26 protein-coding genes are annotated in these 22,363 nt (G+C 51.8%); 12 read left to right on the forward strand and 14 right to left on the reverse strand.

Translation table 11 applies throughout. The annotated features are described in order from the left end of the window. The first annotated feature begins 59 nt into the window (after positions 1-59). Positions 60-1,355 carry a glutamate-1-semialdehyde 2,1-aminomutase gene (hemL, locus tag PPHA_RS13790; protein ID WP_012509417.1) on the forward strand — a complete coding sequence of 432 codons (1,296 nt, stop codon included), beginning with the start codon at positions 60-62 and terminating at the stop codon, positions 1,353-1,355. A 54-nt stretch (positions 1,356-1,409) separates the two neighbouring features. Here the strand turns inward: hemL and PPHA_RS13795 are convergent, their stop codons facing one another. The 4 genes from PPHA_RS13795 to PPHA_RS13810 form a co-directional block, all read right to left on the reverse strand. Next, the gene (locus PPHA_RS13795) at positions 1,410-1,745 is read right to left on the reverse strand and encodes a DUF190 domain-containing protein (protein ID WP_012509418.1); all 336 of its coding nucleotides are present in this window, start codon (positions 1,743-1,745) and stop codon (positions 1,410-1,412) included. Between the two features lie 12 nt (positions 1,746-1,757). Beyond that, positions 1,758-2,141 (reverse strand): fluoride efflux transporter CrcB, encoded by a 384-nt coding sequence (gene crcB / locus PPHA_RS13800; protein ID WP_012509419.1) that lies wholly within the window; start codon positions 2,139-2,141, stop codon positions 1,758-1,760. Between the two features lie 44 nt (positions 2,142-2,185). Next, positions 2,186-2,416 carry a hypothetical protein gene (locus tag PPHA_RS13805; RefSeq protein WP_012509420.1) on the reverse strand — a complete coding sequence of 77 codons (231 nt, stop codon included), beginning with the start codon at positions 2,414-2,416 and terminating at the stop codon, positions 2,186-2,188. Between the two features lie 98 nt (positions 2,417-2,514). Beyond that, on the reverse strand, positions 2,515-3,264 hold the full coding sequence (locus tag PPHA_RS13810; protein ID WP_223293936.1) for an SOUL family heme-binding protein: 750 nt from the start codon (positions 3,262-3,264) through the stop codon (positions 2,515-2,517). 126 nt (positions 3,265-3,390) lie between these two features. On the opposite strand from PPHA_RS13810, the gene ruvX reads away from it, so the two are divergent. The 5 genes from ruvX to PPHA_RS13835 all read left to right on the forward strand — a co-directional run bounded on the left by ruvX (position 3,391) and on the right by PPHA_RS13835 (position 7,781). Beyond that, entirely contained in the window at positions 3,391-3,828 is a 438-nt protein-coding gene (ruvX, locus tag PPHA_RS13815; protein WP_012509422.1) for a Holliday junction resolvase RuvX, read from the forward strand. A gap of 110 nt (positions 3,829-3,938) precedes the next feature. Then, entirely contained in the window at positions 3,939-4,505 is a 567-nt protein-coding gene (gene pyrE, locus PPHA_RS13820; RefSeq protein WP_012509423.1) for an orotate phosphoribosyltransferase, read from the forward strand. Positions 4,506-4,509: 4 nt separating this feature from the next. After that, positions 4,510-5,379, forward strand: a complete 870-nt coding sequence (locus tag PPHA_RS13825) for a prephenate dehydrogenase (RefSeq protein WP_012509424.1) — start codon at positions 4,510-4,512, stop codon at positions 5,377-5,379. Continuing rightward, the gene (locus PPHA_RS13830; RefSeq protein ID WP_012509425.1) at positions 5,376-6,242 is read left to right on the forward strand and encodes an NAD(+)/NADH kinase; all 867 of its coding nucleotides are present in this window, start codon (positions 5,376-5,378) and stop codon (positions 6,240-6,242) included. The genes PPHA_RS13825 and PPHA_RS13830 overlap by 4 nt, the downstream gene beginning before the upstream one ends. Before the next feature lie 60 nt (positions 6,243-6,302). Next, positions 6,303-7,781 carry a hypothetical protein gene (locus PPHA_RS13835; protein ID WP_012509426.1) on the forward strand — a complete coding sequence of 493 codons (1,479 nt, stop codon included), beginning with the start codon at positions 6,303-6,305 and terminating at the stop codon, positions 7,779-7,781. 4 nt (positions 7,782-7,785) lie between these two features. On the opposite strand, the gene PPHA_RS13840 is transcribed toward PPHA_RS13835, so the two are convergent. Then, the gene (locus tag PPHA_RS13840; RefSeq protein WP_012509427.1) at positions 7,786-8,337 is read right to left on the reverse strand and encodes a KdsC family phosphatase; all 552 of its coding nucleotides are present in this window, start codon (positions 8,335-8,337) and stop codon (positions 7,786-7,788) included. Positions 8,338-8,375: 38 nt separating this feature from the next. Beyond that, a complete protein-coding gene (gene kdsA, locus PPHA_RS13845; RefSeq protein WP_012509428.1) occupies positions 8,376-9,206 on the reverse strand; it encodes a 3-deoxy-8-phosphooctulonate synthase in 831 nt (276 codons plus the stop codon). 121 nt (positions 9,207-9,327) lie between these two features. Here kdsA and PPHA_RS13850 point away from each other — a divergent pair, with 121 nt between their 5' ends. From PPHA_RS13850 to PPHA_RS13860, 3 genes are all read left to right on the forward strand, one after another. After that, the gene (locus tag PPHA_RS13850) at positions 9,328-10,650 is read left to right on the forward strand and encodes an AAA family ATPase (RefSeq protein WP_012509429.1); all 1,323 of its coding nucleotides are present in this window, start codon (positions 9,328-9,330) and stop codon (positions 10,648-10,650) included. Between the two features lie 68 nt (positions 10,651-10,718). Further along, the gene (locus PPHA_RS13855; RefSeq protein WP_012509430.1) at positions 10,719-11,846 is read left to right on the forward strand and encodes a glycoside hydrolase family 3 protein; all 1,128 of its coding nucleotides are present in this window, start codon (positions 10,719-10,721) and stop codon (positions 11,844-11,846) included. Beyond that, positions 11,843-12,337 carry a SixA phosphatase family protein gene (locus PPHA_RS13860; RefSeq protein ID WP_012509431.1) on the forward strand — a complete coding sequence of 165 codons (495 nt, stop codon included), beginning with the start codon at positions 11,843-11,845 and terminating at the stop codon, positions 12,335-12,337. The genes PPHA_RS13855 and PPHA_RS13860 overlap by 4 nt, the downstream gene beginning before the upstream one ends. 4 nt (positions 12,338-12,341) lie before the next feature. Here the strand turns inward: PPHA_RS13860 and PPHA_RS13865 are convergent, their stop codons facing one another. From PPHA_RS13865 to lysC, 4 genes are all read right to left on the reverse strand, one after another. After that, positions 12,342-13,343: an NAD(P)H-dependent glycerol-3-phosphate dehydrogenase gene (locus tag PPHA_RS13865; protein ID WP_012509432.1), complete on the reverse strand. Its 1,002-nt coding sequence runs from the start codon at positions 13,341-13,343 to the stop codon at positions 12,342-12,344. Between the two features lie 16 nt (positions 13,344-13,359). After that, positions 13,360-14,067: a glycerol-3-phosphate 1-O-acyltransferase PlsY gene (plsY, locus tag PPHA_RS13870; RefSeq protein WP_012509433.1), complete on the reverse strand. Its 708-nt coding sequence runs from the start codon at positions 14,065-14,067 to the stop codon at positions 13,360-13,362. Positions 14,068-14,087: 20 nt separating this feature from the next. After that, positions 14,088-15,080: a phosphoribosylformylglycinamidine cyclo-ligase gene (gene purM / locus PPHA_RS13875; RefSeq protein WP_012509434.1), complete on the reverse strand. Its 993-nt coding sequence runs from the start codon at positions 15,078-15,080 to the stop codon at positions 14,088-14,090. A gap of 69 nt (positions 15,081-15,149) precedes the next feature. Then, positions 15,150-16,565 (reverse strand): lysine-sensitive aspartokinase 3, encoded by a 1,416-nt coding sequence (gene lysC / locus PPHA_RS13880; RefSeq protein ID WP_012509435.1) that lies wholly within the window; start codon positions 16,563-16,565, stop codon positions 15,150-15,152. A gap of 117 nt (positions 16,566-16,682) precedes the next feature. Here lysC and PPHA_RS13885 point away from each other — a divergent pair, with 117 nt between their 5' ends. The 3 genes from PPHA_RS13885 to PPHA_RS13895 all read left to right on the forward strand — a co-directional run bounded on the left by PPHA_RS13885 (position 16,683) and on the right by PPHA_RS13895 (position 19,209). Beyond that, positions 16,683-17,303 carry a C40 family peptidase gene (locus PPHA_RS13885; RefSeq protein WP_041526573.1) on the forward strand — a complete coding sequence of 207 codons (621 nt, stop codon included), beginning with the start codon at positions 16,683-16,685 and terminating at the stop codon, positions 17,301-17,303. A gap of 104 nt (positions 17,304-17,407) precedes the next feature. Then, positions 17,408-18,274 carry a 50S ribosomal protein L11 methyltransferase gene (gene prmA, locus PPHA_RS13890; protein ID WP_012509437.1) on the forward strand — a complete coding sequence of 289 codons (867 nt, stop codon included), beginning with the start codon at positions 17,408-17,410 and terminating at the stop codon, positions 18,272-18,274. Further along, on the forward strand, positions 18,271-19,209 hold the full coding sequence (locus PPHA_RS13895) for a Ppx/GppA phosphatase family protein (protein ID WP_012509438.1): 939 nt from the start codon (positions 18,271-18,273) through the stop codon (positions 19,207-19,209). Before prmA ends, PPHA_RS13895 begins: the two co-directional genes overlap by 4 nt. On the opposite strand, the gene PPHA_RS13900 is transcribed toward PPHA_RS13895, so the two are convergent. The 4 genes from PPHA_RS13900 to PPHA_RS13915 form a co-directional block, all read right to left on the reverse strand. Next, positions 19,142-20,404 carry a class I SAM-dependent methyltransferase gene (locus tag PPHA_RS13900; protein WP_012509439.1) on the reverse strand — a complete coding sequence of 421 codons (1,263 nt, stop codon included), beginning with the start codon at positions 20,402-20,404 and terminating at the stop codon, positions 19,142-19,144. The genes PPHA_RS13895 and PPHA_RS13900 overlap by 68 nt on opposite strands. A gap of 68 nt (positions 20,405-20,472) precedes the next feature. Further along, a complete protein-coding gene (locus tag PPHA_RS13905) occupies positions 20,473-21,366 on the reverse strand; it encodes a DUF2971 domain-containing protein (protein WP_012509440.1) in 894 nt (297 codons plus the stop codon). 154 nt (positions 21,367-21,520) lie between these two features. Beyond that, a complete protein-coding gene (locus PPHA_RS13910; RefSeq protein ID WP_012509441.1) occupies positions 21,521-22,000 on the reverse strand; it encodes a DUF3368 domain-containing protein in 480 nt (159 codons plus the stop codon). Continuing rightward, positions 21,997-22,275 carry a UPF0175 family protein gene (locus tag PPHA_RS13915; RefSeq protein ID WP_012509442.1) on the reverse strand — a complete coding sequence of 93 codons (279 nt, stop codon included), beginning with the start codon at positions 22,273-22,275 and terminating at the stop codon, positions 21,997-21,999. The genes PPHA_RS13910 and PPHA_RS13915 overlap by 4 nt, the downstream gene beginning before the upstream one ends. Positions 22,276-22,363: the final 88 nt, after the last annotated feature.

Raw genomic sequence — 22,363 nt, forward strand, 5'->3', positions numbered from 1 at the left:
CAGAGCATTTTATTACTCTTATAATGGTCTTGTTCAATCAATAAACAGCATTGTCCGACATGCCTCAACTCACCAAATCTGCTGAACTCTTTGAAAAAGCAAAGAAGTTTATTCCCGGCGGTGTAAACTCTCCGGTACGAGCATTCAAATCCGTTGGTGGAACTCCAGTGTACATGGCCAAAGGGTCAGGAGCATACATGACCGACGTTGACGGCAACACCTACCTCGACTATGTCGGCTCGTGGGGCCCTTTTATTCTTGGAAGCATGCATCCAAGAATCACTGCCGCGCTTGAGTATACCCTGAAAAATATCGGCACCAGCTTCGGCACCCCGATTGAGATGGAGATCGAAATTGCCGAGCTTCTCTGCAAAATTGTTCCGTCACTTGAAATGGTGCGCATGGTTAACAGCGGGACCGAAGCCACCATGTCGGCTGTTCGTCTTGCTCGTGGCTACACGGGCCGCGATAAAATTATCAAATTCGAGGGATGCTACCATGGCCACGGAGACAGCTTCCTCATCAAGGCTGGTTCAGGCGCACTGACACTTGGCGCTCCCGACAGCCCCGGCGTTACCAAAGGCACGGCAATGGATACGCTCAATGCAACCTACAACGATATCGATTCGGTTAAGCTGCTTGTCAATGAGAACAAGGGGCAGATTGCAGCCATCATCATCGAGCCTGTAGCAGGCAACACGGGCGTTATCCCGGCCAAGCCCGGCTTCCTTGCAGCGCTTCGCGAACTGTGCACCGAGGAAGGTATTGTGCTGATTTTTGACGAGGTGATGTGTGGTTTCCGTGTGGCGCTTGGCGGTGCACAGAGCCTTTACGGCGTTACCCCTGATTTGACCACCATGGGCAAGATCATCGGCGGTGGCCTTCCGGTGGGTGCATTCGGCGGCAAACGCGAAATCATGGAGCGTGTTGCTCCACTCGGCGATGTCTATCAGGCTGGTACCCTTTCAGGAAACCCGCTGGCGCTGACCGCAGGTCTTGAAACCCTGAAAATCCTGATTGACGAAAATCCCTACCCGGAACTCGAAAGAAAAGCGGTTATCCTTGAGAGCGGTTTCAACGATAACCTGAAAAAACTCGGGCTGAACTATGTGCAGAACCGCGTCGGCTCGATGTCCTGCCTCTTCTTTACGGAGACGCCGGTAGTAGACTACTCGACCGCAGTCACTGCAGATACAAAAAGACATGGAAAATATTTCCACTCCATGCTCGATCAGGGTATCTACCTTGCCCCGTCGCAGTTCGAAGCAATGTTCATCAGCTTCATGCACACCGACGAGGATCTCGAAAAGACCATCAAGGCGAACTATAACGCTCTTGTGGCCTCTGGCCAGTAACCTCTGGTGTGCACAACGCAACCTCCAAAAGGGAAGCTTCACGGCTTCCCTTTTTTATTCCATAATCCCCACTCGCACCTGCTCCCTTGTCAGCATTGCCCGTCCTGATGCATCCCTGACCAGTTGCTCAACGATCGGCAGAAATCCGTCGATCTTCTCTGCAGAATCAACAATCTCGATAACCATGGGCAGGTTTGTACCCAGATCCATGATTTTGGAGGTATTAAACTGCATGTCGTGGCCGAAGGAGAGTACCCCTTTGAGTACCGTAGCGCCAGCCAGACCAAAAAGCCGGGCTTCACGGACAACTTCCTCATAGAGTGGCCGATGACCGTAACGCACCTGTTCGCCGACAAAAAGCCTGAGCATTTCCAGATTCTGTAGTTCCATGTTGATTCTCCCTTATGTCCAGAGTTTTGCAAAAAGCGTTCCTGTGTAGAGGGCAACAAAGCCCCCGATAATAGTGCCAACAAGATAGATGCCGGCATAAAAAAGCTGACCATCCTTGAGCAATGCGGCATTTTCAAACATATAGGCGGAAAAGGTGGTAAATCCTCCGCAGAAACCTGTAACGAGCAAAAGCCGTGCTTCAGGGGAGACAAGCGTCGTCGAAACCGCCAGCTCACTGAGGAAGCCAATGAGAAAACTGCCAAGAAGATTGACTGTCAAGGTTGCAAAGGGAAAGCCCGGCACCAGGGGAACAAACGTGAGCGCCACAAGGTAGCGGGCCATCGAACCGATAAACCCGCCCACACCGACAAGCAGCACCGCTCCAGCCTGCTTCATAACCCGGCCCCTCCGGAATGTTCGACGGCTGTTGACATGACCGCTTAACGATCGTGGCAACCGGTTTGCCCATCCTCAATACGCTTGTGTGCGCAACACATTTCATCGAGAATACCAAGCAAAGTGTTGAAAATGCCAACACAGATGATGGTCGGCGCCCACAGGCCGATAAAGATGGCTATCAGCTCATGGTTCACACCTGTACCGAAGATAAAGAGATAAATGGAGAGGAGTATCGACAGTGTCGCTCCGATAAAGTAGTAGTGCGGCTTCATACCCTGCGCATTTGATTGAATTGATCCCGGCCTTTTCAAAATGTAAGAATAATAACTCCACTAAAAAATCCGCACACGGCTCCTTTGCTCCTTAATCCTTATTCAATATCGATATGCACCTCATTACGCCGCAAAAACGGAAGCGTCCATGGAGGATCGTAACTTGCTGCCCGAGGCTGAGAGAGCACCCTGAACCTTTTCTTCTCAAGCCACTCCGTCAACTTCCCTGCATAGTTCCGCAGGTTGCTTTCGGAATGCAGGCCCGAATAACAAATAACGCCAACTTTTTTGCCTTGCACAGAACGGAGTTTTACCGCCGGATCAAGCGGTACGGGAAGTGATTCAAGCGTTGATCCTTCAGGCATCACAAAGGCCATCACCCATGCGCTTCCCCTCTTTTCCTGAAGCACCGGTGCGGTCATGGAGATTTTTTCACTGACCTGCTCCTGAAGTACAGGAGCTGTCATCGAGAGCTTCTCTTTTGAGCGGTTTTTACCAAAAATATATCCGGCAAGACGGCTGAAGCCCGGCGCTCCTGTCTGCCCGTATGCACCCTCAATAACAGTCTCGGCAACAATCATCTCACCATATTGCCTGACCTCAATATCCCCATGCTGCTCAAGCACTTTGAACGGCGGCTCACTCGCCGTACGCTTTCCCAAAACCGAACAGCCAGCAAGCATCAAACTTGTCATCAGCAGCAGCGACAACCCTCCCATAATAATCCTCCCCTGAAATACATTGTTCTTCAAACCAGTCACCCAAGAGGAACAATCATATGGAAGAAAAGGTTTGAAAATTGTCTCTCCATTATTGATGAGCGATTCAAGCATAAAGCTGTTCGCCATCAGAGAGAAAACGATAGCAAAGAGGGAGCGCACGGTTCCCTTGAGAAAGTTGCTATATTTTATGGTCGCAAAAAGCGCTTCAAGGCAAGGAAGAAGAACCGTGATTAATCGAAGAAAAATTCGTCTATGCGCCTGACTCCAAAAAAAAGGGTGGTCGCCATCGACTACGGAACAAAGCGCATCGGAATGGCCCAGAGCGATCCCCTCTGGCTTTTCGCGCAGCCGGTCGGAACCTTTGACCGCGCCGGACTCTCCAAAGCGCTCGGTACCATGATACAGTCCGATGATATTGCTCTCGTCATTGTCGGCTACCCGCTCAGCGAAAATGGCGAAAAAAACGCCATGACCGGTGTGATTGACCGCTTTCTGGAGACACTTCATGAGGAGTTCCCCCAACTGAGGATTGAAACCCTTGATGAGCACCATTCATCGAAGGATGCACGCAGTATCCTCGTCGCATCCGGAAAATCAAGAAAGGTGCGGCAACAGAAGGGGCGGGTCGACAGCGCAGCAGCCTGTATCCTGCTCAGAGAATACCTTGAAAACCAGGAAAATGAGCGCTAAAGAGGCACACTCCGGAGAGCAGTTCCAATGAAACGTTTTTCCTTTAGCTTTTGGAAGCGGCTTCTGTATCTTTACCATTTTAAGCAACTCTTTACAGGACAACTTCAACCATGCTTGACGTTTTCAAGACAACCGGCGCCCTGCTTGATGGCCACTTCAGGTTGACCTCCGGCCGCCACAGCAATGCCTACTTTCAGTGCGCAAAGGTTCTGCAACATCCGGAACACCTGACGGCAGTATGCAGCAAAATTGCAGAACATTTCACCGGCAAGGGAGTCGAAACGGTCATCTCTCCTGCAATCGGCGGCATTGTGGTTGGCACGGAGGTGGGACGACAGCTCGGTGTCAAAACGATCTTTGCTGAACGCAAGGAGGGGGTTATGTCCATCCGCCGGGGCTTCACGCTGGAACCCGGTGAACGGGTACTGGTTATCGAGGATGTCATCACCACCGGCGGCTCGGTTGCCGAGGTGATTGAACTGATCAAGAGCGCTGGCGCATCACTTGTCGGGGTTGGCTCGGTGGTTGACCGCAGCAACGGACGTGTTAAGCTTGCTGACGACCATTTTTCAGTCCTTTCGATGGAGGTGATCAGCTATACTCCCGAAGAGTGCCCTCTCTGCAAGGAGGGTGTACCAATCGACGCTCCCGGAAGCAGGGCAAACAAGCAAAACTAACGGCATGAGTGTGGATTCACCTATCAGGAGCATCTCATTTATCGGCCTCGGATTGCTTGGCATGTCGCTGTTGCAGGCCATAAAGCGCTCTCCGCTGGCCCTTGAAAGCGATATTTTCTTCCAGGGGTTCGACCCGAACTTTTCTGACGGCGACCGCGAAAGCGTTGAATCGCTTGGAGTTGACCGCTTCACTGATGACAAAAAAACACTCTATCAGGCTGACCTGATCATTCTTTCTGCTCCGGTAGAGATCAATATTGCCCTGCTCGATGAGATCAGCCAGCTTGCTCCACCCACGACATTGGTCAGCGATGTCTCAAGCACCAAGTCGCTCATCGCCCGCCGGGCCCGGGAGCTCGGACTCCCTTTTCTCGGTATGCACCCGATGGCTGGCAAGGAGCAGCAGGGGTACCGCGAAAGCAATGCAGAGCTTTTGCAGGGACGCCGCATTATCCTCTGTGACGACAACAATCTGCTTGCAGGCGACAAAGCGGCTTTTCTTGTTGCATTGCTTGAATCAGCAGGCTGCACAACGCTCTTGATGACCCCGGAAGAGCATGACCGGGTCATTGCAAAAATAAGCCATCTGCCCCAACTGCTTTCGACACTGCTGATGACCTGGTGCGGAGATTCAATCAGTAAATCCGGACCCGGCTTCGCCACGCTTGCACGGCTGGCAGGAAGTTCGTGGGATATCTGGCGAGACATCATCGCCACGAACAGCGACAACATTGCAGATGAACTTGAACGCTTTTCCCGAGAACTTGACCTGCTCTCGCACGAGGTGCGAAAACATGACCTTGAGCAGCTTGAATCGCGCTTCAATGAGGCCAATCGGCTCTATCAAACCCTTAAAGAGATGAACCGGCCATGAAATTCGCCATTGTTGTCAATGTTACAAGGCAGAACGCACTCGATCTTGCCCGCAATCTCGCCTTATGGCTTGACGAACGAAAAGTTGCCTATATTTTTGAAAGCCTTTCGGCTGAAAAACTGCAGACCGATAATTCGGCGCCAATCGAGGAGCTCAACAAACACTGTGATGCCTTTATCTCACTTGGAGGCGACGGCACACTGCTCTTTACCTCACATTACGCCGTAACAAAACCGGTTATCGGGGTCAATGTCGGCTACCTCGGTTTTTTGACCGAGTTTACCCAGGCGGAGATGTTCACGGCTATAGAACGAGTGCTGAACGGAAGCAACACCATCCATACCCGATCTCAACTTGATGCGACCGTGTTGATCGATAATGAGGTTCAGCATCTTCGTGCACTGAATGACGTCGTTATCGAAAAAGGGGCCTATCCGCGTATTCCGACCTTTATCATAAAACTCGATGGCGAGCTGCTCAGCTCTTATCGGGCAGACGGAATCATTATTGCCACGTCGACCGGCTCAACGGCATACTCCATGTCGGCCGGTGGCCCGATCATCGCGCCGAAATCGAGTGTCTTTGTGATCACACCGATATGCCCGCACATGCTGACCGTCCGGCCAATCGTTATCAGCGACGAAAAAATCATTGAGGTATCGGTTGATGCACCCGACGGCTCTTTCCCCCTGAACTGCGACGGTAATCTAAAAAAAATGCTTGATCCTCAGGAGAGCATCACAGTCCGAAAATCGACTGTGGCGATCAATCTTGTCGCCAATGAAAACCGCGATTACTGTGAAATCCTGCGCACAAAACTGCTCTGGGGGCGCGAGCATAATTTCGGAACAATTGACAGTTGACAATCGACAGTTCACAACTCTCCATTATCACATTGTCCATTATCATTTATCCTTTGTCCATTGAACAGCATCAGTTCCGATTCGCTCTACCACCTCCTCGGCATTCCTTCTGACACTCCGCTGCTCATTGAGGAGATGTGCAAGAGGCTAAGGCCGGTTATCTATCCGGCACCTGATCTTTCGCCCCGGCTCGAACGTTTTTGCTCCGCACTCGCCGCAGCCATGCACGCTTTGGGAATCGCCGTTCTTTCACAGGAGGAGGCTTCAGGGGATGACGGACGTTTCGCTCCGGGCACCGTTATTCTCGCTCCGGGATATTTCCCTGACAGCCTGCTGGCTATCAACCGGGTCACAACACTGTACAACAACATCATCGTCGGGATCTACGACGAACCCGCTCCGCTCAGCCCGGAATCTCTCCCCCAGGAGCGCCTCGACGCCATTGTCGGCAGGCTTGCACGAGATATGGTGCATATCCTCATCTTTGTCGCCGACCACTCGTGGAGCATCTGCACCATGAACGGCGGAGTGGTCAACTTCAATACGCCGCTTCCCTGCCTTGAGGATGTCCGAAACACACTGGTGCCAAAACTGACGGCACAGGTTGTTCCGCCAAGGGGTGAAGAGCTTGACATACAACACGGAGCACTGCAGAGCGGGAGTGCGGAGTTTGAGGCCATAGCGAAGGATTTTCTGGAGTGCAGCGCCCTGTGGAGCAAGAACGCCTGCCTCTTGACGCATACCTCAACCGAGGGACTCGAATACCGCAGCAACTTTTACAAACGCATTGTTGCCCGCTATCTCGACCAGCGAAGCGGCATGAGCTACGGCTTCTTTGCCCGCCAATTACCGGTTACCGTAAAGCCCGCCCTTGTTCTTGGCGAGTCGGCATCAACAGATCATCGTGGAGAGAATGAGTCGGATAGGGTCAGAATCCGGGTACTGGGACGCACCATGCTCGTTCCGGTACCACAGGTACGCGTCATGACAACCAGGTCGGGATGCAGAAAAAATCATCTTGAAGCAAAGAGTGATCTGGTGGAAATCGGGCTGATACAGCGCAACGGAAGGGGACGCGCATACCTGAAAACCCCGATGGGGTGCCCGCCGGAAATTGTTGCCAAGCCCTCCTTCGACACCCTCACCATTCTGGCACATGCTCTTGGCAATGCCCTGACGGCAAGTATCCTGATGACGCTCAGGCCAGAAGCGAGCTTCCCCCTTCATCTTGCCCAATTCGGGGCTTCGATGACGCACTGGCATGATTATCCATCAATCGAACTGCTGCCCGAAGGCTATCATCTGCATGGGGAAAACAACCCTCCTGTCGCCTGCTCAACACCACAGTCGGCGGCATACAGCCTTCTTGGCAAAATAGCCGCACTTGAAATTGCCCTTGAGCAGGGAACAACCTATAGGGGAGACGTGCATGTTGAGCCCTGTCACGGCACCAACATTGTCGGTATTCTCTCACTTGCCGAGACGGCTGGGCTCATGAACCCGGCCCTCACACCGGATTTCGCAGAGGAAGAGCCCTGAAGAGTCACTCCTCCTCAACACGACACTCAATGTAGGGCCATTTACCCTGTCGGATGAGAATCATTTCGACCAACTCCCGCACACACCCTTTTCCCCCTTCATACCCCGAGATATAACCAACCCTGTGCCGGAGATAATCAACGCCGTCAATAGCTGTTGCAGGCAAACCGACTTTTGACAGCACGGCAACATCACCCACATCATCACCGATATAGGCGCACTCCTCATCGGAAAGATTGTGGCGCTGGAGAAATGCCTCATAAGAATAGAGCAGATTTTCCCCGTTAAGGTAGAGATCCTCTACACCAAGCGCTTCAAGCAGGGGACGATACCCTTCAGCTTCTCTTTCCGACAGAACGGCAATATGTATGCCCTGCTTCAGAGCCTCCTTAATGGCAACAGCATCCCTGACCGAGATGGAACAGATCTCTCCTCCATTACTGTCGAAGGTAATACGGCTGCCGTTCAGGACACCGTCAATCGGAAAAACAAGCGCCCGTACCGCACTGAGTGCCTCTTCAATTCTTGATGTTGGATCAGCTTGCGAAGGCTGCATCCCGAAATATTGAAAACCTTCCAAGAGCGTATGATGTTTTAGAGTGAATGAAGAGCGTGCACACACCGGTAAAGATGGAGCAGTTGTTTAACCATCGTACTGAAATCAGCCAGTGGAATCTGGGTAGCCGCATCCGAGAGGGCTTTTGAAGGATCCGGATGAATCTCAAAAAAGAGTCCGTTCACACCGGCGGCAACCGCTGCCCTGGCAAGAGGCAGTACATACTGACGTTCTCCTCCCGAAACCCCCTGGCCTGCTGCAGGCAGTTGAAGGCTGTGCGTCGCATCATAAAGCACCGGATAGCCCGACTCCGCCATCTTTGCCAGCCCCCTGAAATCGACAACAAGGTTATGATAGCCAAAACTTGATCCCCTTTCGGTCAGCATGACCCTCTTGTTGCCCGTCTCGACAACCTTGGCGGCAGCAAGCGCCATATCCTCAGGGGCCATAAACTGCCCTTTCTTGATATTGACCGCAAGACCACTCTCTCCGGCAGCAACAAGAAGCTCCGTCTGACGACAGAGAAATGCCGGTATCTGCAGCACATCAACATAACGGGCAGCAAGCGCAACCTCCTTTGTTTCATGCACATCCGTAATTACTGGCATCCCATAGTCCTGGCGAATTTCAGCAAGCACTTCGAGCGCCTCGATGTCACCAATCCCGGTAAAAGATCTCCCGGAGGTGCGATTTGCCTTGCGGTAAGAGCCCTTGAAAATAAAATGAACTCCCTGCTCCCGGCTTATGCGCTGCAACTCATCAGCCGTCTGCAGAGCCATTGCCCGACTTTCGATCAGACAGGGGCCTGCTATGAAGAGCGGCATATTGTCATCAGGGAGTGAGAGTGAACCAATTGAGAACTTTTCCACGTTGTTATCCGTTACTCTTTTTTCAGGTTAAAATGGGTGGAGATGATGACTTTGATCTTTTTGTGCCTAAATTTACAACAATAAATTCTTATTCACACTCCGTAATCAAACGCGAAATAGTATGAGCACCGCTGACACGAAACAACGGTTGGATGAGATCGAAAAACAGCTTGCAAATCTTGTGGAAGAGCAGACCGTCATCAAGGCAAAATGGGATAGCGAAAAAGAGCTGATTCAGTCATCGCGCAGCCTGAAGTCGCAGCTCGAAGAGCTGCGTGTGCAGGCCGAGGAGTTCGAACGGCAGGGGGACTATGGCAAGGTTGCCGAGATCCGTTATGGCAAAACCGTCGCCATCGAGCGCCAGATCGAGGAAAACCGCCTCAAAATTGAAGCAAAAAAAGCATCCGGCGATCTCATCATGAAAGAGGAGATTGACGCCGAAGACATTGCCGATATCGTCTCGAAATGGACCGGTATTCCCCTCAGCAAGATGCTCCAGTCAGACCGCCAGAAACTCCTGCTGATTGAAGATGAGCTGCACAAGCGGGTGATCGGGCAGGAAGAAGCGGTCACTGCAGTCAGCGAAGCGGTCAAGCGCTCACGGGCAGGAATGGGCGACGACAAACGGCCAATAGGCTCTTTTATCTTTCTCGGCCCGACCGGCGTTGGAAAAACCGAACTGGCGCGTACACTTGCAGACTATCTGTTTGATGACGAAGATGCCATGATACGCATCGACATGAGCGAATACATGGAAGCGCATACCGTCAGCCGCCTGGTGGGCGCTCCTCCCGGCTACGTCGGCTATGAGGAGGGTGGACAACTCACCGAAGCGGTACGCAGGAAACCTTTTGCTGTTGTCCTGCTCGACGAAATCGAGAAAGCACATCCCGATGTCTTCAACATTCTTCTGCAGATTCTTGATGATGGACGACTCACCGACAGCAAGGGACGGACAGTGAATTTCAAGAACACCATTATCATCATGACGAGCAACATCGGTGCACAGCTTATCCAGTCTGAAATGGAGATGATGGAGGGAGCAAACCGGGAGATCATGCTTTCCGGCCTGCAGGAAAAACTCTTCCAGCTCCTGAAGCAGAAGGTTAAGCCGGAGTTTCTCAACCGCATCGATGAGGTTATCCTCTTTACGCCGCTCACCAGGGAGGACTTGAAAAAGATTGTGCTGATCCAGTTCGACCGCATCAAGGAGATGGCAATGCGGCAGCATATCAACCTGACAATCTCTGAACCGGCCATCCAGTGGTTTGCCAATGCAGGGTTCGACCCGGCCTTCGGCGCCCGACCGCTCAAACGGGTAATGCAGCGCAAAATTACCAACCGTGTTTCAGCGCTCATTCTTTCAGGGGAAATTGAGGAGGGGGATGAGGTTGCCATCGACATTGCCGACGGCGAACTCACCATTATGAAAGCGGTCGTTTGAAGCCCAAAGAGCTCCACAGGCAGCAGACAAACGGTTAAACAATCTGGTGAAAACTCTCTTCTTTGCCTATGAACAATAGATCACGGGTGCTGCTGGCATCGTTGCTGCTCCTGCTTCTCTTTCGCATGACAGCATACAGTGCAACACAGCCCGACAGCACCTCTCTGAAAATCGGCCAGATGCTCATGATCGGCTTCCGGGGGTTCAGCGTTGCTGATGCTCCGGAGATTCGGGCTGATATCAGGGAGCGCCAGATAGGAGGAGTCGTGCTCTTCGACTACGATGTGCCATCCCATTCCACGTCAAGGAACATCAGCAGTCCGGAGCAACTCGCCCGCCTGACAATGGAGCTGCAGGAGTTGTCGCAAATTCCGCTCCTGATTGCCATAGACCAGGAGGGAGGAAAGGTCAGCCGCCTCAAGCCAGCCAGGGGATTTCCCTCCAGTGTTTCGGCGGAGCATCTGGGAGCGCTCAACAACCCCGACAGCACCAGAGCTGCAACCCGGCAATGTGCAAAAACGCTGAAAGCAATGCACATCGGCATGAATCTTTCGCCTGTCGCTGACCTGAACGTCAATCCTGACAATCCGGTTATCGGCAAACTTGGTCGAAGCTTCTCATCCGACCCTGCAGTGGTGACGGGAAACATCAGCATCATTTGCAGCCTCTTCCGGGACGAGGGCATTATTCCCGCACTGAAACATTTCCCCGGTCACGGCAGTTCAACCACCGACACGCATCGTGATTTTACCGACATTACAGCAAGCTGGTCAGAAAAAGAGCTGGAGCCCTACCATGCCCTTATCGCCGCAGGCTATCATGACCCAATCATGACCGCACATGTCTTCAATGGAAAACTCGACCCCCTCTACCCGGCAACACTCTCAAAAGCGATCCTCGACGGAGTGCTCCGCACCCGACTCGGCTTCGATGGAGTGATTGTGAGCGACGACTTGCAGATGAAAGCCATTGCCGACCATTACGGCCTTGAAACGGCCATCCGCTTGGCCATTGAGGCTGGTGTTGACCTGCTGCTCTTTGGAAACAATACCAGCTACGATCCGGCAATTGCCTCGAAAGCCGCAGCAATCATGCATTCGCTACTGCAGAAAAAGCTCATTACAGAGGAGCGTATCGACCGCTCATACCGAAGAATCATGGATCTCAAAGAACGCTATCTCTTCAAATGCAAATGAAAACCATCTACCTTGTCCGTCACGCCAAATCAGACTGGGGAAACGCCAATACCGGCGATTTCGAACGGACGCTGAACACGCGTGGCATGAAAGCCGCCCCCTTCATGGCCGACCTTCTGAAAAAGAAGAAGATCCTTCCGGAACTTGTTCTTTCAAGCCCCGCAACCAGGGCGCTCACCACGGCGGAACTCTTTTGCGAAACGCTTGGCTACCCAGAGGAGCAAATCCAGAAACGAATGGAGATCTACGAAGGCGGTGTACTCCATCTGATGAAAATCGTCCAGCAGATCCCCGACACCTGCACTACGGCAATGCTTTTCGGACACAACCCGACGCTGACAGAATTTTCAAACCTGCTTGCCGGAAGTTATATCGAGAATCTGGTAACCTGTGGGGTGGTCAGAATTGACCTTGATATCGACTCGTGGAAACATGCAAATCCTGATGGCGGAAAACTGATCTGGTACGATTTTCCAAAGAAGCACCGGTAACGGCTCAGTCCCGCTCCTGCTTCAGGTCGCGTGTCATCAAATCGAGAATCGCCTGCTCGACAGGCTTTCGTTCGAAGAGCATCTGATAGACGGCCCGCGTGATAGGCATGTCAACCCCGACGGCCCTGCTCAGCTCATAAACCGCCCTTGAGCTGTGGACACCCTCGGCAATCATATTCATCTGGCTGATCACCTCATCCAGCGAACGCCCCCGTCCAATCTCTTCACCAACATAGCGGTTTCGGCTGTGGCGGCTCAGGCAGGTGACAACAAGATCACCAATACCGGCAAGACCGGAGATGGTCACCGCTTCGCCACCAAGCTTGCTGCAAAGCCTTGAAATTTCAGCCATCCCCCGGGTAATAATGGCGGCCTTGGCATTATCGCCAAATCCTATGCCATCCGAGATTCCTGCCGCAATGGCAATAATATTTTTGACCGAACCGGCAATTTCAACCCCGACAATATCGGTATTGACATAAACGCGGAACATACTCGTATGGAAAACCTCCTGCACCTTTTCTGCCGTAGCAAGCGATGACGAAGAGGCGACAACGGTAGTGGGTTGTCCCTTCGAGACCTCTTCTGCATGACTCGGGCCGTACAGCGCTGCAACCTGGGAGGGGCAGACACCGGGAAGCACTTCAAGCAGCACTTCCGACATCCGTTTTCCCGTCCCGATCTCAATCCCCTTGGCCACATTGACCAGAATTTTTCCGCTCAAATCAAGCGTACAAAAACCGAGGATGGTCTCCCGCAAAGCCTGCGAGGGGACAGCGGTCACAATCATCTCCGACCAGGAGACCAGAGGCTGCAAATGAGGGGTTATCTGCAACGAGTCGGGAAAAGCTACCCCCTTGAGGTAGCGGCGATTTTCTCGCTCGGCATCAAGCGTTGCGGCAAATTCAGGCCTGTGCGCCCAGAGGCGAACATCATGCCCTTTTTTCGCAAGCAGAACAGCCAGGGTAGTTCCCCAGCTTCCCGCCCCCAGTACAGCAATATTCATCCGCAGTGTCTGTGCCTTAATGCTTTTTTCCGAAGGTTACGCGACTTTCGGTGCCAGAGATCAATCGTCTGATATTGGTCCGGTGCGTATAGAGAATGGCAAGCGCCACAATAAGCCCAAAAATCATGAGGTGATAGTCGAGACTGTCATGAAAGGAGATCGGCGAACCGAAAAGGCCAATATAGTAATCGAGGCCACTGCCAAGCTCGAAAATATATTTACGAATGGCAATAATCAAAGGGAATGCAATTGCTGCAAGCATCGATGCAACAGAGACGTGCCGGGAGATATAGACAGTGAGGAGAAAAATTCCGACAACCATCAACATGCTTACCGGGGCGATCCCGATCAGCATACCGGCAGCAGTACTGACCCCCTTGCCCCCCTTGAATCCGGCAAAGAGCGTGAAGACATGGCCGATAACCGCGCTCATTCCGGCAAGAAGGCGCAAGGCAACCTCATTCATGTCAGGAAAGGCGCCAATCGGGTGGTGGCGGAAAAAAGCCACAACCGAGACCGCCGCAACAACACCCTTGACAATATCAATCAGGGTAACAACAAGACCCGGCTTCCAGCCAAGCACCCTGAAGGCATTGGTACCACCGGCATTGCCGCTGCCAAAGTTCCGGATATCAATCCCCTTGAGCAGTTTTCCCGCCACAAGGCTGGTAGGAATGGAACCAATGATATAGCTCACCGCCAAAATGGCCAGTAAAGTCAGCATGAATCTCTCTGATTATTGCTTTATTTTTTTCTGGATACCTTTCCGATAATGTACGCATTTTCCTGTTGAGATTTCAAAGTTGAGAGCACTCTCTCGACCGCACTTTTTTCAACAATCATCACCAGTCCTACACCAAGATTAAAGGTTCTGCGCATATCCTCCTCGGGCACATGGCCTGCCCTGCGGATGATATCGAAAATCAGGGGTTCGGGCCATGCATCCCACGCAACTTCAAGCGCCAGCCCTTCAGGCACAATGCGCATGGTGTTGCCCATCAGACCACCACCGGTAATGTGCGACAAGCCCCTGACATCAGGCGAACCAAAGAAGGGCTCAATAACAGAAAGGTAGGAGCGATGCACCTTCAGAAGTTCCTCTCCAATGGTTCCCTCAAGACCCGGAAAGGTATCGTGCATCCTGTTTTCAAGCACTTTTCTTGCAAGCGAATAGCCATTGGTATGCAACCCGTTCGACGGGAGCCCGATAAGCAGATCGCCCTCCCTGATTGCCGAGCCATTGATGATTTTTTCATGATCCACAACCCCGACAATGGAACCTGCAAGATCAAAGTCCCTCTCCTGGTACAGACCCGGCATCTCCGCCGTTTCACCGCCAATCAACGCACATCCGTTTTCACGACAGGCATTGACCATACCGGTCACCACAGAGGCCGCAATGGCGGGAGTCAGTTTTCCGCAGGCATAGTAGTCAAGAAAGAAGAGTGGTTTTGCACCGCAGACCAGAATATCGTTCACACAATGGTTGACCAGGCATGAGCCCACCGTCTCATACTGACCAAGCTCAATGGCAATCTTGAGTTTCGTACCAACACCGTCAATGCTGCTGACCAGTACCGGTTTGGTATACTTCGCAAAATCCGGCTGAAAAAAACCACCGAAAGCACCAATATCGGTGATGACTCCCGGAGTAAATGTCTGGCGAACCTGGGGCTTGATCATCCGGACAAACTCTTCGCCCGCACTTATATCAACTCCAGCTTTTTTATAGTCCATGTGTGCAGTACCTCTTGTTTTTACAGCCGATTATAAAGACAATTAACGCCGTTTGTTCATTCCGGCACCTTACCGGCTTCCTGCCGGAGTTTCAAAAATACCCTCATTCTGGGGGCCGGAAAAAAACTCCCGGTGCAGATTGTTGACCGCCGTTACCACTTCAGGCTCTTCGACCACAAAACCGACATTAATCTCCGACGCGCCCTGCGAGATCATTCTGAGATTTACATCCTTCAAAGCACTGAAAATCCTTCCCGCAACACCGCGTGACATGCGGAGATTATCACCAACAACACTGATGGTTGACACTCCATGCTCAATATCAACATCACCAAGAGCCTTGAGAGCCCCGATCAGCTCATCGCTGAAGCATTTATCGTCAACCGTAAGCGAAACCGAAACCTCGCTGGTCGCAATCATTTCAACCGATACACCATAACGGGCAAAGACATCGAAGAGTTCATTCATAAAGCCATGGCGACCGAACATACGATTCGAGCGCACATTGATGATGCACTGCCCCTTCTTGACCGCAATCGACTTGACCAGCCCCTCATAACTCATGCCCGAAAGCCGCTGCGGGTCGTTGGTAATGATCGTCCCTTTGGCATCAGGATGCAATGAGTTCAGCACATAGACCGGAATATTTTTCTGCACTGCCGGAGCAATGGTATCGGGATGGAGCACCTTTGCGCCAAGATATGCAAGCTCCGCCGCCTCCGAAAAGGTCATCACCCTGATGCTCCTCGCTTCAGGCACCATGCGCGGATCGCAGGTCATAACACCATCAACGTCTGTCCAGATCTGGATAGCATCATCATTGAGCCACGAACCAAGCAGCGCCGCCGAAAAGTCGGAACCACCCCTGCCGAGCGTCGTCGTCCGGCCATCCTGCGTTGAACCAATATAACCCTGCGTCACAACGGTCATTCCGCCCTCAAGCAACGGCTTGATGAGGCGACCCACCCGCTCTTCACACACCTCCTGCAACGGACGGGCAAAGCCAAAATTATCGTCGGTAATCATCACCGTCCGAACATCCACCCACACGGCCTTGTGACCCAGCTCCTTCATGGCCGCAGCAAAGACGGTCGTGGAAAAAAGCTCACCGAAGGAGCAGAACATATCCCTCGAACGCTCCGTCAGTTCACCCACAATATCAACACCCTTTATCAGCAATTCCAGCCGACTTGCCAGCTCCTCTATCTTGATGGCAAGTTCCGCCTTCAGCTCAACTCCCTTGATCAGCTCATCAAGCAGATTGAGGTGAAAGCTGCGCACCTCACCAGCCAGGGCCATCGCCTCATCCAGAGCGCTGCGCCCTGAAGCATCAGCAATGTGCACCAGTTTATTGGTAATACCACTGCAGGCACTCAGCACCACCAGAGGCACCGCCTTCTGCTCTTCCCTTGCAACAATGGAGATCGCCTGCCGCATTGCCTTGGCCGTCCCCACGGAAGTCCCTCCGAATTTCATCACCGCCATATTCTTTACTCAAATAATTTAATAGAGTATCTTGCCTCTTATTGTTTTTCACCTCTTCCTTTTCACCAGGAAGCGGGCAATGGCCACTCTTCATAAAAAAACAGAACATCACCTCTCATGCAGCAACAATTCACCCCTGCCGCATCACGACCAGACCGAAGCCTGCAATGCAGAACACTCCTGCTCCTCTGCACCATGATCGGAACAGTACTCGCCGTTACCGGCTGCCAGAGTTCCTGGAGCGGTTCAGGATACCGCATGGAGAGCAAATATAGTTTAAAAAACAGAAAATCGCATATCTCCTGCCGCCCTGAAGGTGGAGGCAGCGCCCGCATCTGCCCCTTGCCACTGAAGATAAAACCGCAGTCGCTCGATCAGCTCTTTTCATCCATTAACGAATCCCTCGGCACCAGGTATCGCTTCGGCGGAGCAACCCCAAACGGCTTCGATTGTTCAGGGTTTGTGCTCTATCTTTATCAGAAAAACTTCCGCATGATTCTGCCACGCACCGCAAGCGATCTTGCCGCAGTTGGCAATATGGTACCCAAAAAGAGCCTCCGCCCCGGCGACCTTGTATTTTTCAGTAACGCAAGCCGAAGCATCGATCATGTCGGCATCTTTGTCGGTCAGGAGAGCTTTGCCCATGCAGCAAGCAGTGGAGTCAAACTCAGCCGCCTCAACGAGCGGTATTACGACAGTCATTTCGCCTTTGCCACACGCCTGATCACCACAGAGTAAACGCTCCCGAAGTGCTCTCTGATGCCCATCTCTTCTTTACATGGGGAAATCTGTATATTGCGGACAGCAACCCTGCAACCATCTTAATCTGCCCGACCATTTTTATGCCTCAACCCGGAACAAACCACTTTATTGAGCTGGCTTTTCAAATAGGCCCTGACCTGCATGAACTCTGCATCGGCCTGCTTGCCGGAGAGGGAATCGACTCTTTTCTTGAAGAGGATCACCAGCTCCTCGCCTATCTGCCTGAAACCCAATGGACAGAGGAGAAGGAAGAGAGCCTCCGCTCAATGCTGCAGGAACGGCTGGGCACGCTTCCCGCTTACACAGCAACCCTCATCGCCGACAGAAACTGGAATGCCGATTGGGAGGCAACCCTGCAACCCATCGAAATCTCCGACAAACTGCTGATTGTTCAGCAAAGCAATGACATCACGCCAAAACCCGGACAGATCGTCATTCAAATCAACCCGAAGATGTCGTTCGGCACCGGCTACCATGCCACAACGCGCCTGATGCTGCGCCAAATGGAGCATCTCGACCTGAAAGAGAAAAAAATCATGGACATCGGCACTGGCACCGGCGTTCTTGCCATTGCCGCCCGCAAACTCGGCAACAACCGCCCCATCCTCGCCTTCGACAACAACTCCTGGGCCGCTGAAAACGCCGTTGAAAACATTGCGGAAAACCAGGCCGATGAAATCACGGTCGCACTCCTCGATGCCGAAGAGGATCTGGTCGTCAACCTCAAAGAGGGCTACGACCTGATTCTGGCCAACATCAACAAAAACGTCATCGACCGCATCCTGCCGGTAATCCGCAAATATGCCCCTTCGGCCCCGGTGCTCCTCTCCGGCATCCTTGTCTACGACGAACCCTGGCTCAACAAGCTGCTCAAACGGCTCGGCTACACTGCGGAGAAAACCATCTATGAAGATGAATGGCTCTCAAGCTTTATAAAACCACTATGACCAAACGCGTTTCATGCATCGATATCGGCACCAACACCGCTTTGCTGCTTATTGCCGACCTTGATCCGGCTACATGCGCCATGCAGCCGATCTACCACAAGCAGACCATTGTGCGGCTTGGAAAAAATGTCGATGCCGACAAAGTGATTGACCCGCGAGGATTGCAACGACTTATCGACTGCATGGTTGACTATCGCCAGATCAGCGATGAACACAGTGTTGAAGAAATCATCGCCGCAGGCACCAGCGCCCTGAGAGACGCAAAAAACCGCACGGAGGTGATCGACTCCATCGAGCGTGCCGCAGGAATAACCATCCAATGCATCTCAGGCAAAGAGGAAGCAGATCTCACCTTTGGTGGCGCTGTGGCTGGCATGAGCGACGTTCCTGAACTTTTCACCGTCATCGATATCGGCGGCGGCAGCACCGAAATCTCCATGGGGTCATCCGGCTTGGTCACGGAAAGTGTCAGCCTCGATATCGGTTCGGTAAGGCTCACTGAACGCTTTTTCACCACACTCCCCCCGCCACAGAGTGAGTTTGATGCGGCCAAATCCTGCATCGACCAGCTCCTCACCGCAAACATCATCCCCTTTTTTGCTGCACGGGAGCACGTCTACGGCGTAGCCGGAACCCTCACCACCATCGCTCAGGTGAGCCAGGGACTGAAACACTTTGACGCCGAGAAGGTGCACAACTACCCTCTGAAATACGAAGAGGTGCACGCCTTTCTCAGCCAACTCAAAACAAGCACCCTTGAGCAGATCATTGAGCTTGGCATCCCCGAAGGGAGGGCTGACGTCATCACTATGGGAACGCTCATCCTGCACCAATTCATGCGCCTGCTTGGCGCCCCGGAAATCCGTGTCAGCATCCAGGGGCTCCGCTTCGGCCTTGCACAGCGGGAGCTGCTGCGTCTCCGGGGAAACATCTGAGCGCGTAGATGCAGAGCGGATGGCCTGTAGCGTCTTTGGTAAAAAAGAGAAAGGCCCTCTCACTCTCAAGAAGCCGGTATTTTTTCCTAAGCTCTTCCGCCGAGAGGGGAAAATCGCGCCGCTGGATGCTTGCCCCTGTAATGGCATGTCGCTCCAGAAAAGCCCTGAAGCTTTTCGGCTTGTAAGGAACGCAATCAACCACGCGGAACGTTCTGCCGGGAAAGTCCTCAATTTTGCGATCAGCGGTGAGATAGTCAACGCTCCTGTTCACAAACTGGAGGCCAGAATCCCTCGCAAGCACCGCCGAAAGCCTCGCCTTGATAATGGCCGGATCAGGCTCATAGAGGTACTCCTTCACCGCCATTCCAACCACTCTCGGCGCCTCACCATTCCCTCCGAAAACTTCCGTTATCTCCTCCGAATCACGGTTCAGGCAGACCGCTTTTACCTGCACGGGCCCATCCGCAGGGTGCGCGCGCTCAAGCAGCAGCAGAATCTCCTTGCATTCACGATCAACCGACACCACAACAATCGTCTGCAAGGCGGGCAACAGCTTTTTCAGCCCGCTGATTTCGAGTGCCGGAGAGGCCTTGATGCAGACCCGCTGCGCATGACGAAGCAGCAGATCATGAGAGGCCACAACATCCGGACTCGCCGCATCCAGCGCTATGGAGCGACGCCCCTCCTCACGGCGAGCAGGGTCAACAAAAATCCAGTCAAAAGAGTTGTCCGGGTACTCCGCAAGCAGGCTGATGCTTTCGCCGTTCCTTACCTGAACATTGGCAATTCCGCTCACCTTCAGGTTATGCTCAACCACCGCACAAAGCTGCGAATCACGCTCGCAGTAAACCACATCCTGAAACGTCCGGGCCAGAAACATCGCATCAACGCCAAGTCCGCCACTCAAATCAATTGCCCTTTTGCCCGACATAAGCGAAGCCTTGTATGCAGCCGTGCGCTCCCCGGAAGATTGCTCAAGCGCCAACGGTGTATAAAGCAGTTTATGCTTTGAAAGTATGGGTAGTTTTTTAACCGCCTTCTGCTGGCAGGCAAGCTGTTCCGCCATTGCCCGTACCGGCAAATCACTGCGACCATGAAACTGCATGGCAAAAGCTGCCGGATCACCGGAATGGTGCAACGCAAGCAGGGCTTGAATATCCGGATGAAGGAGGTTTTGAAGTTCTGCGATAGTCATTCAGCTCTCTTCAAAATAATCCAAATCCAAGCCATGCGGTTTTTCTGAAATTAAAATTATTGATCTCCTTATTGATACGGTACTGCTGAACGGCTGACATGTACATACCCAAATCCATTACATCTTAAAAAATCTTCCACCACAGAAATCGGCGAGCGGTGTTTTGGGCCAAGAATAACCTCCTTGATGACAGGAGTGCACTGATCAAACTTTTTTAATTCATATTCCCTGTATGGTCTAAGGCTATTGGACTTTACGTCAAAACCTAACTTTTTTATCTCCCCCCGATTAATTAATGCAAGCAACCGCAGCTCATCCTCTTCTTTAAATGCTTCAGATTTAAGAACAAAAGCAAATGCGAGTGTAGCCATTAACGTAGAGAAACCAAGAGATGCCAGACACGATTTTTTTCTCTGAGTTTCAGTATCGTTACTCCATGAACGAAGGGGCGAATGCTTTTTGGCTTCAAGTAAATCCCCTTCATCAATGGCGTGTTTAATCTGTTGATACAGAGGCCGAACCTGCTTCTCATGATCTTCGGGATCATACATTACCTCTGCAATAGTAAATCCAAGAAACGGATCTCTTTGGCGAAGATATTCTTCTCGAAGCAATTCAAGATAATCACGTGAAAATCCGATGGCAACACCAGTTGCATCGGAAGCATATGCTCTCCACTGGCTGAGTAGCTCTCTCTTTTTGGACAGGCAAAAACCAAATCCATCAACATCTTTGAGATATACTTCAAACTGTGCCTGTAAAAGCGAAATTGTACCTTGATCACACTTATCGCATTCGGCGAGACGGGCGAGTGCTTCTTCTACCATTTTTCCTTCCATCGAGTCATTCGACAACGACATTGATGAAAGGCGAATCGAGTGCGTTGTCACAATGGAATGAAACGCCTCTGTTGAGCAGTAGTGATAAAGAATATCCTTTGGGTTGAACTTTACAGTCGCCATTGTCAAATTCGTTTTTCAATTACTTGCACTTGTCGAGAAACTCGCTGAACACAAAAATCCGGTAACGGGTTCGGCCAAGAATCTCCTTGAAAATGCCTTCGGCTTGAAACAGTTTAACGAGATCACTGGCCGATAGAATCCTTCCTAACTGCGATTATTCTCCAATCCGTTGTAAAATTGCTGTCACAAATCGAGGGCTATACCGGATTCCTCTTTGCATCATCTCATCAAGTAACGGTTTGACCGCAGAGATTTCACCCATCTGTTTTGCCTGAATCAAAATTCCGACAGAACCTGATACGGTCAGATGTAATGACTCTGCCACCTTGCGGCCAGTGAGCTCATCGATCAAAACTAATCCTGCTGCTCGTTCTAACGCTAACGCGATGACTTCGGCTTCACCACGATCAAGAGTCGGTAACAGTAAATGAACTTGAGCTTCAGATTGTAATGTTTGAACTGAAATCCATGGTTCTTGTGCCAAATCAATGAGGCCGTGCTGAATGTCACTATAAACAGAAATCTCTCTGGCCACAGCATTTGGAATGACAAGCGTTCCAACAACTTTTTGAAGCAACGCCAATTGACCAATACGGGCAAAGGCAATTAACGGGGTGGCATTGCAGATAATCATACTGCGCCTTTGGATAACTGCGCGACTCCTCGTAACTCACTGTCAACAATGGACTCGTCATAATCAAAAATGACAATCCCTTTTCGCGCCAGTAGATCCATGAAGTTGAGCCGATTACATCCTGCCAAATCAGCAGCTTTTCCCAGTGAAAGTTTCTTCTCCTGAAAATAGGTTATGGCCGCCATCAGACGAATCTCTTGTGCCAGATCCTGAATCCCAATCTTGAGTGATGCCAGCAAGTCCTGGGATACTTCAAACGTCATTGTTTCTGTCATAATCAAGTTCCTTCATAAAAATCGTTCACGCGACAGTACAATCATCTTGCTTCTTGTTTCAAAGATACTCACTGCTGTGTGCTCCATC

It is taken from the genome of Pelodictyon phaeoclathratiforme BU-1, assembly GCF_000020645.1.
GTDB lineage: Bacteria > Bacteroidota > Chlorobiia > Chlorobiales > Chlorobiaceae > Chlorobium > Chlorobium phaeoclathratiforme.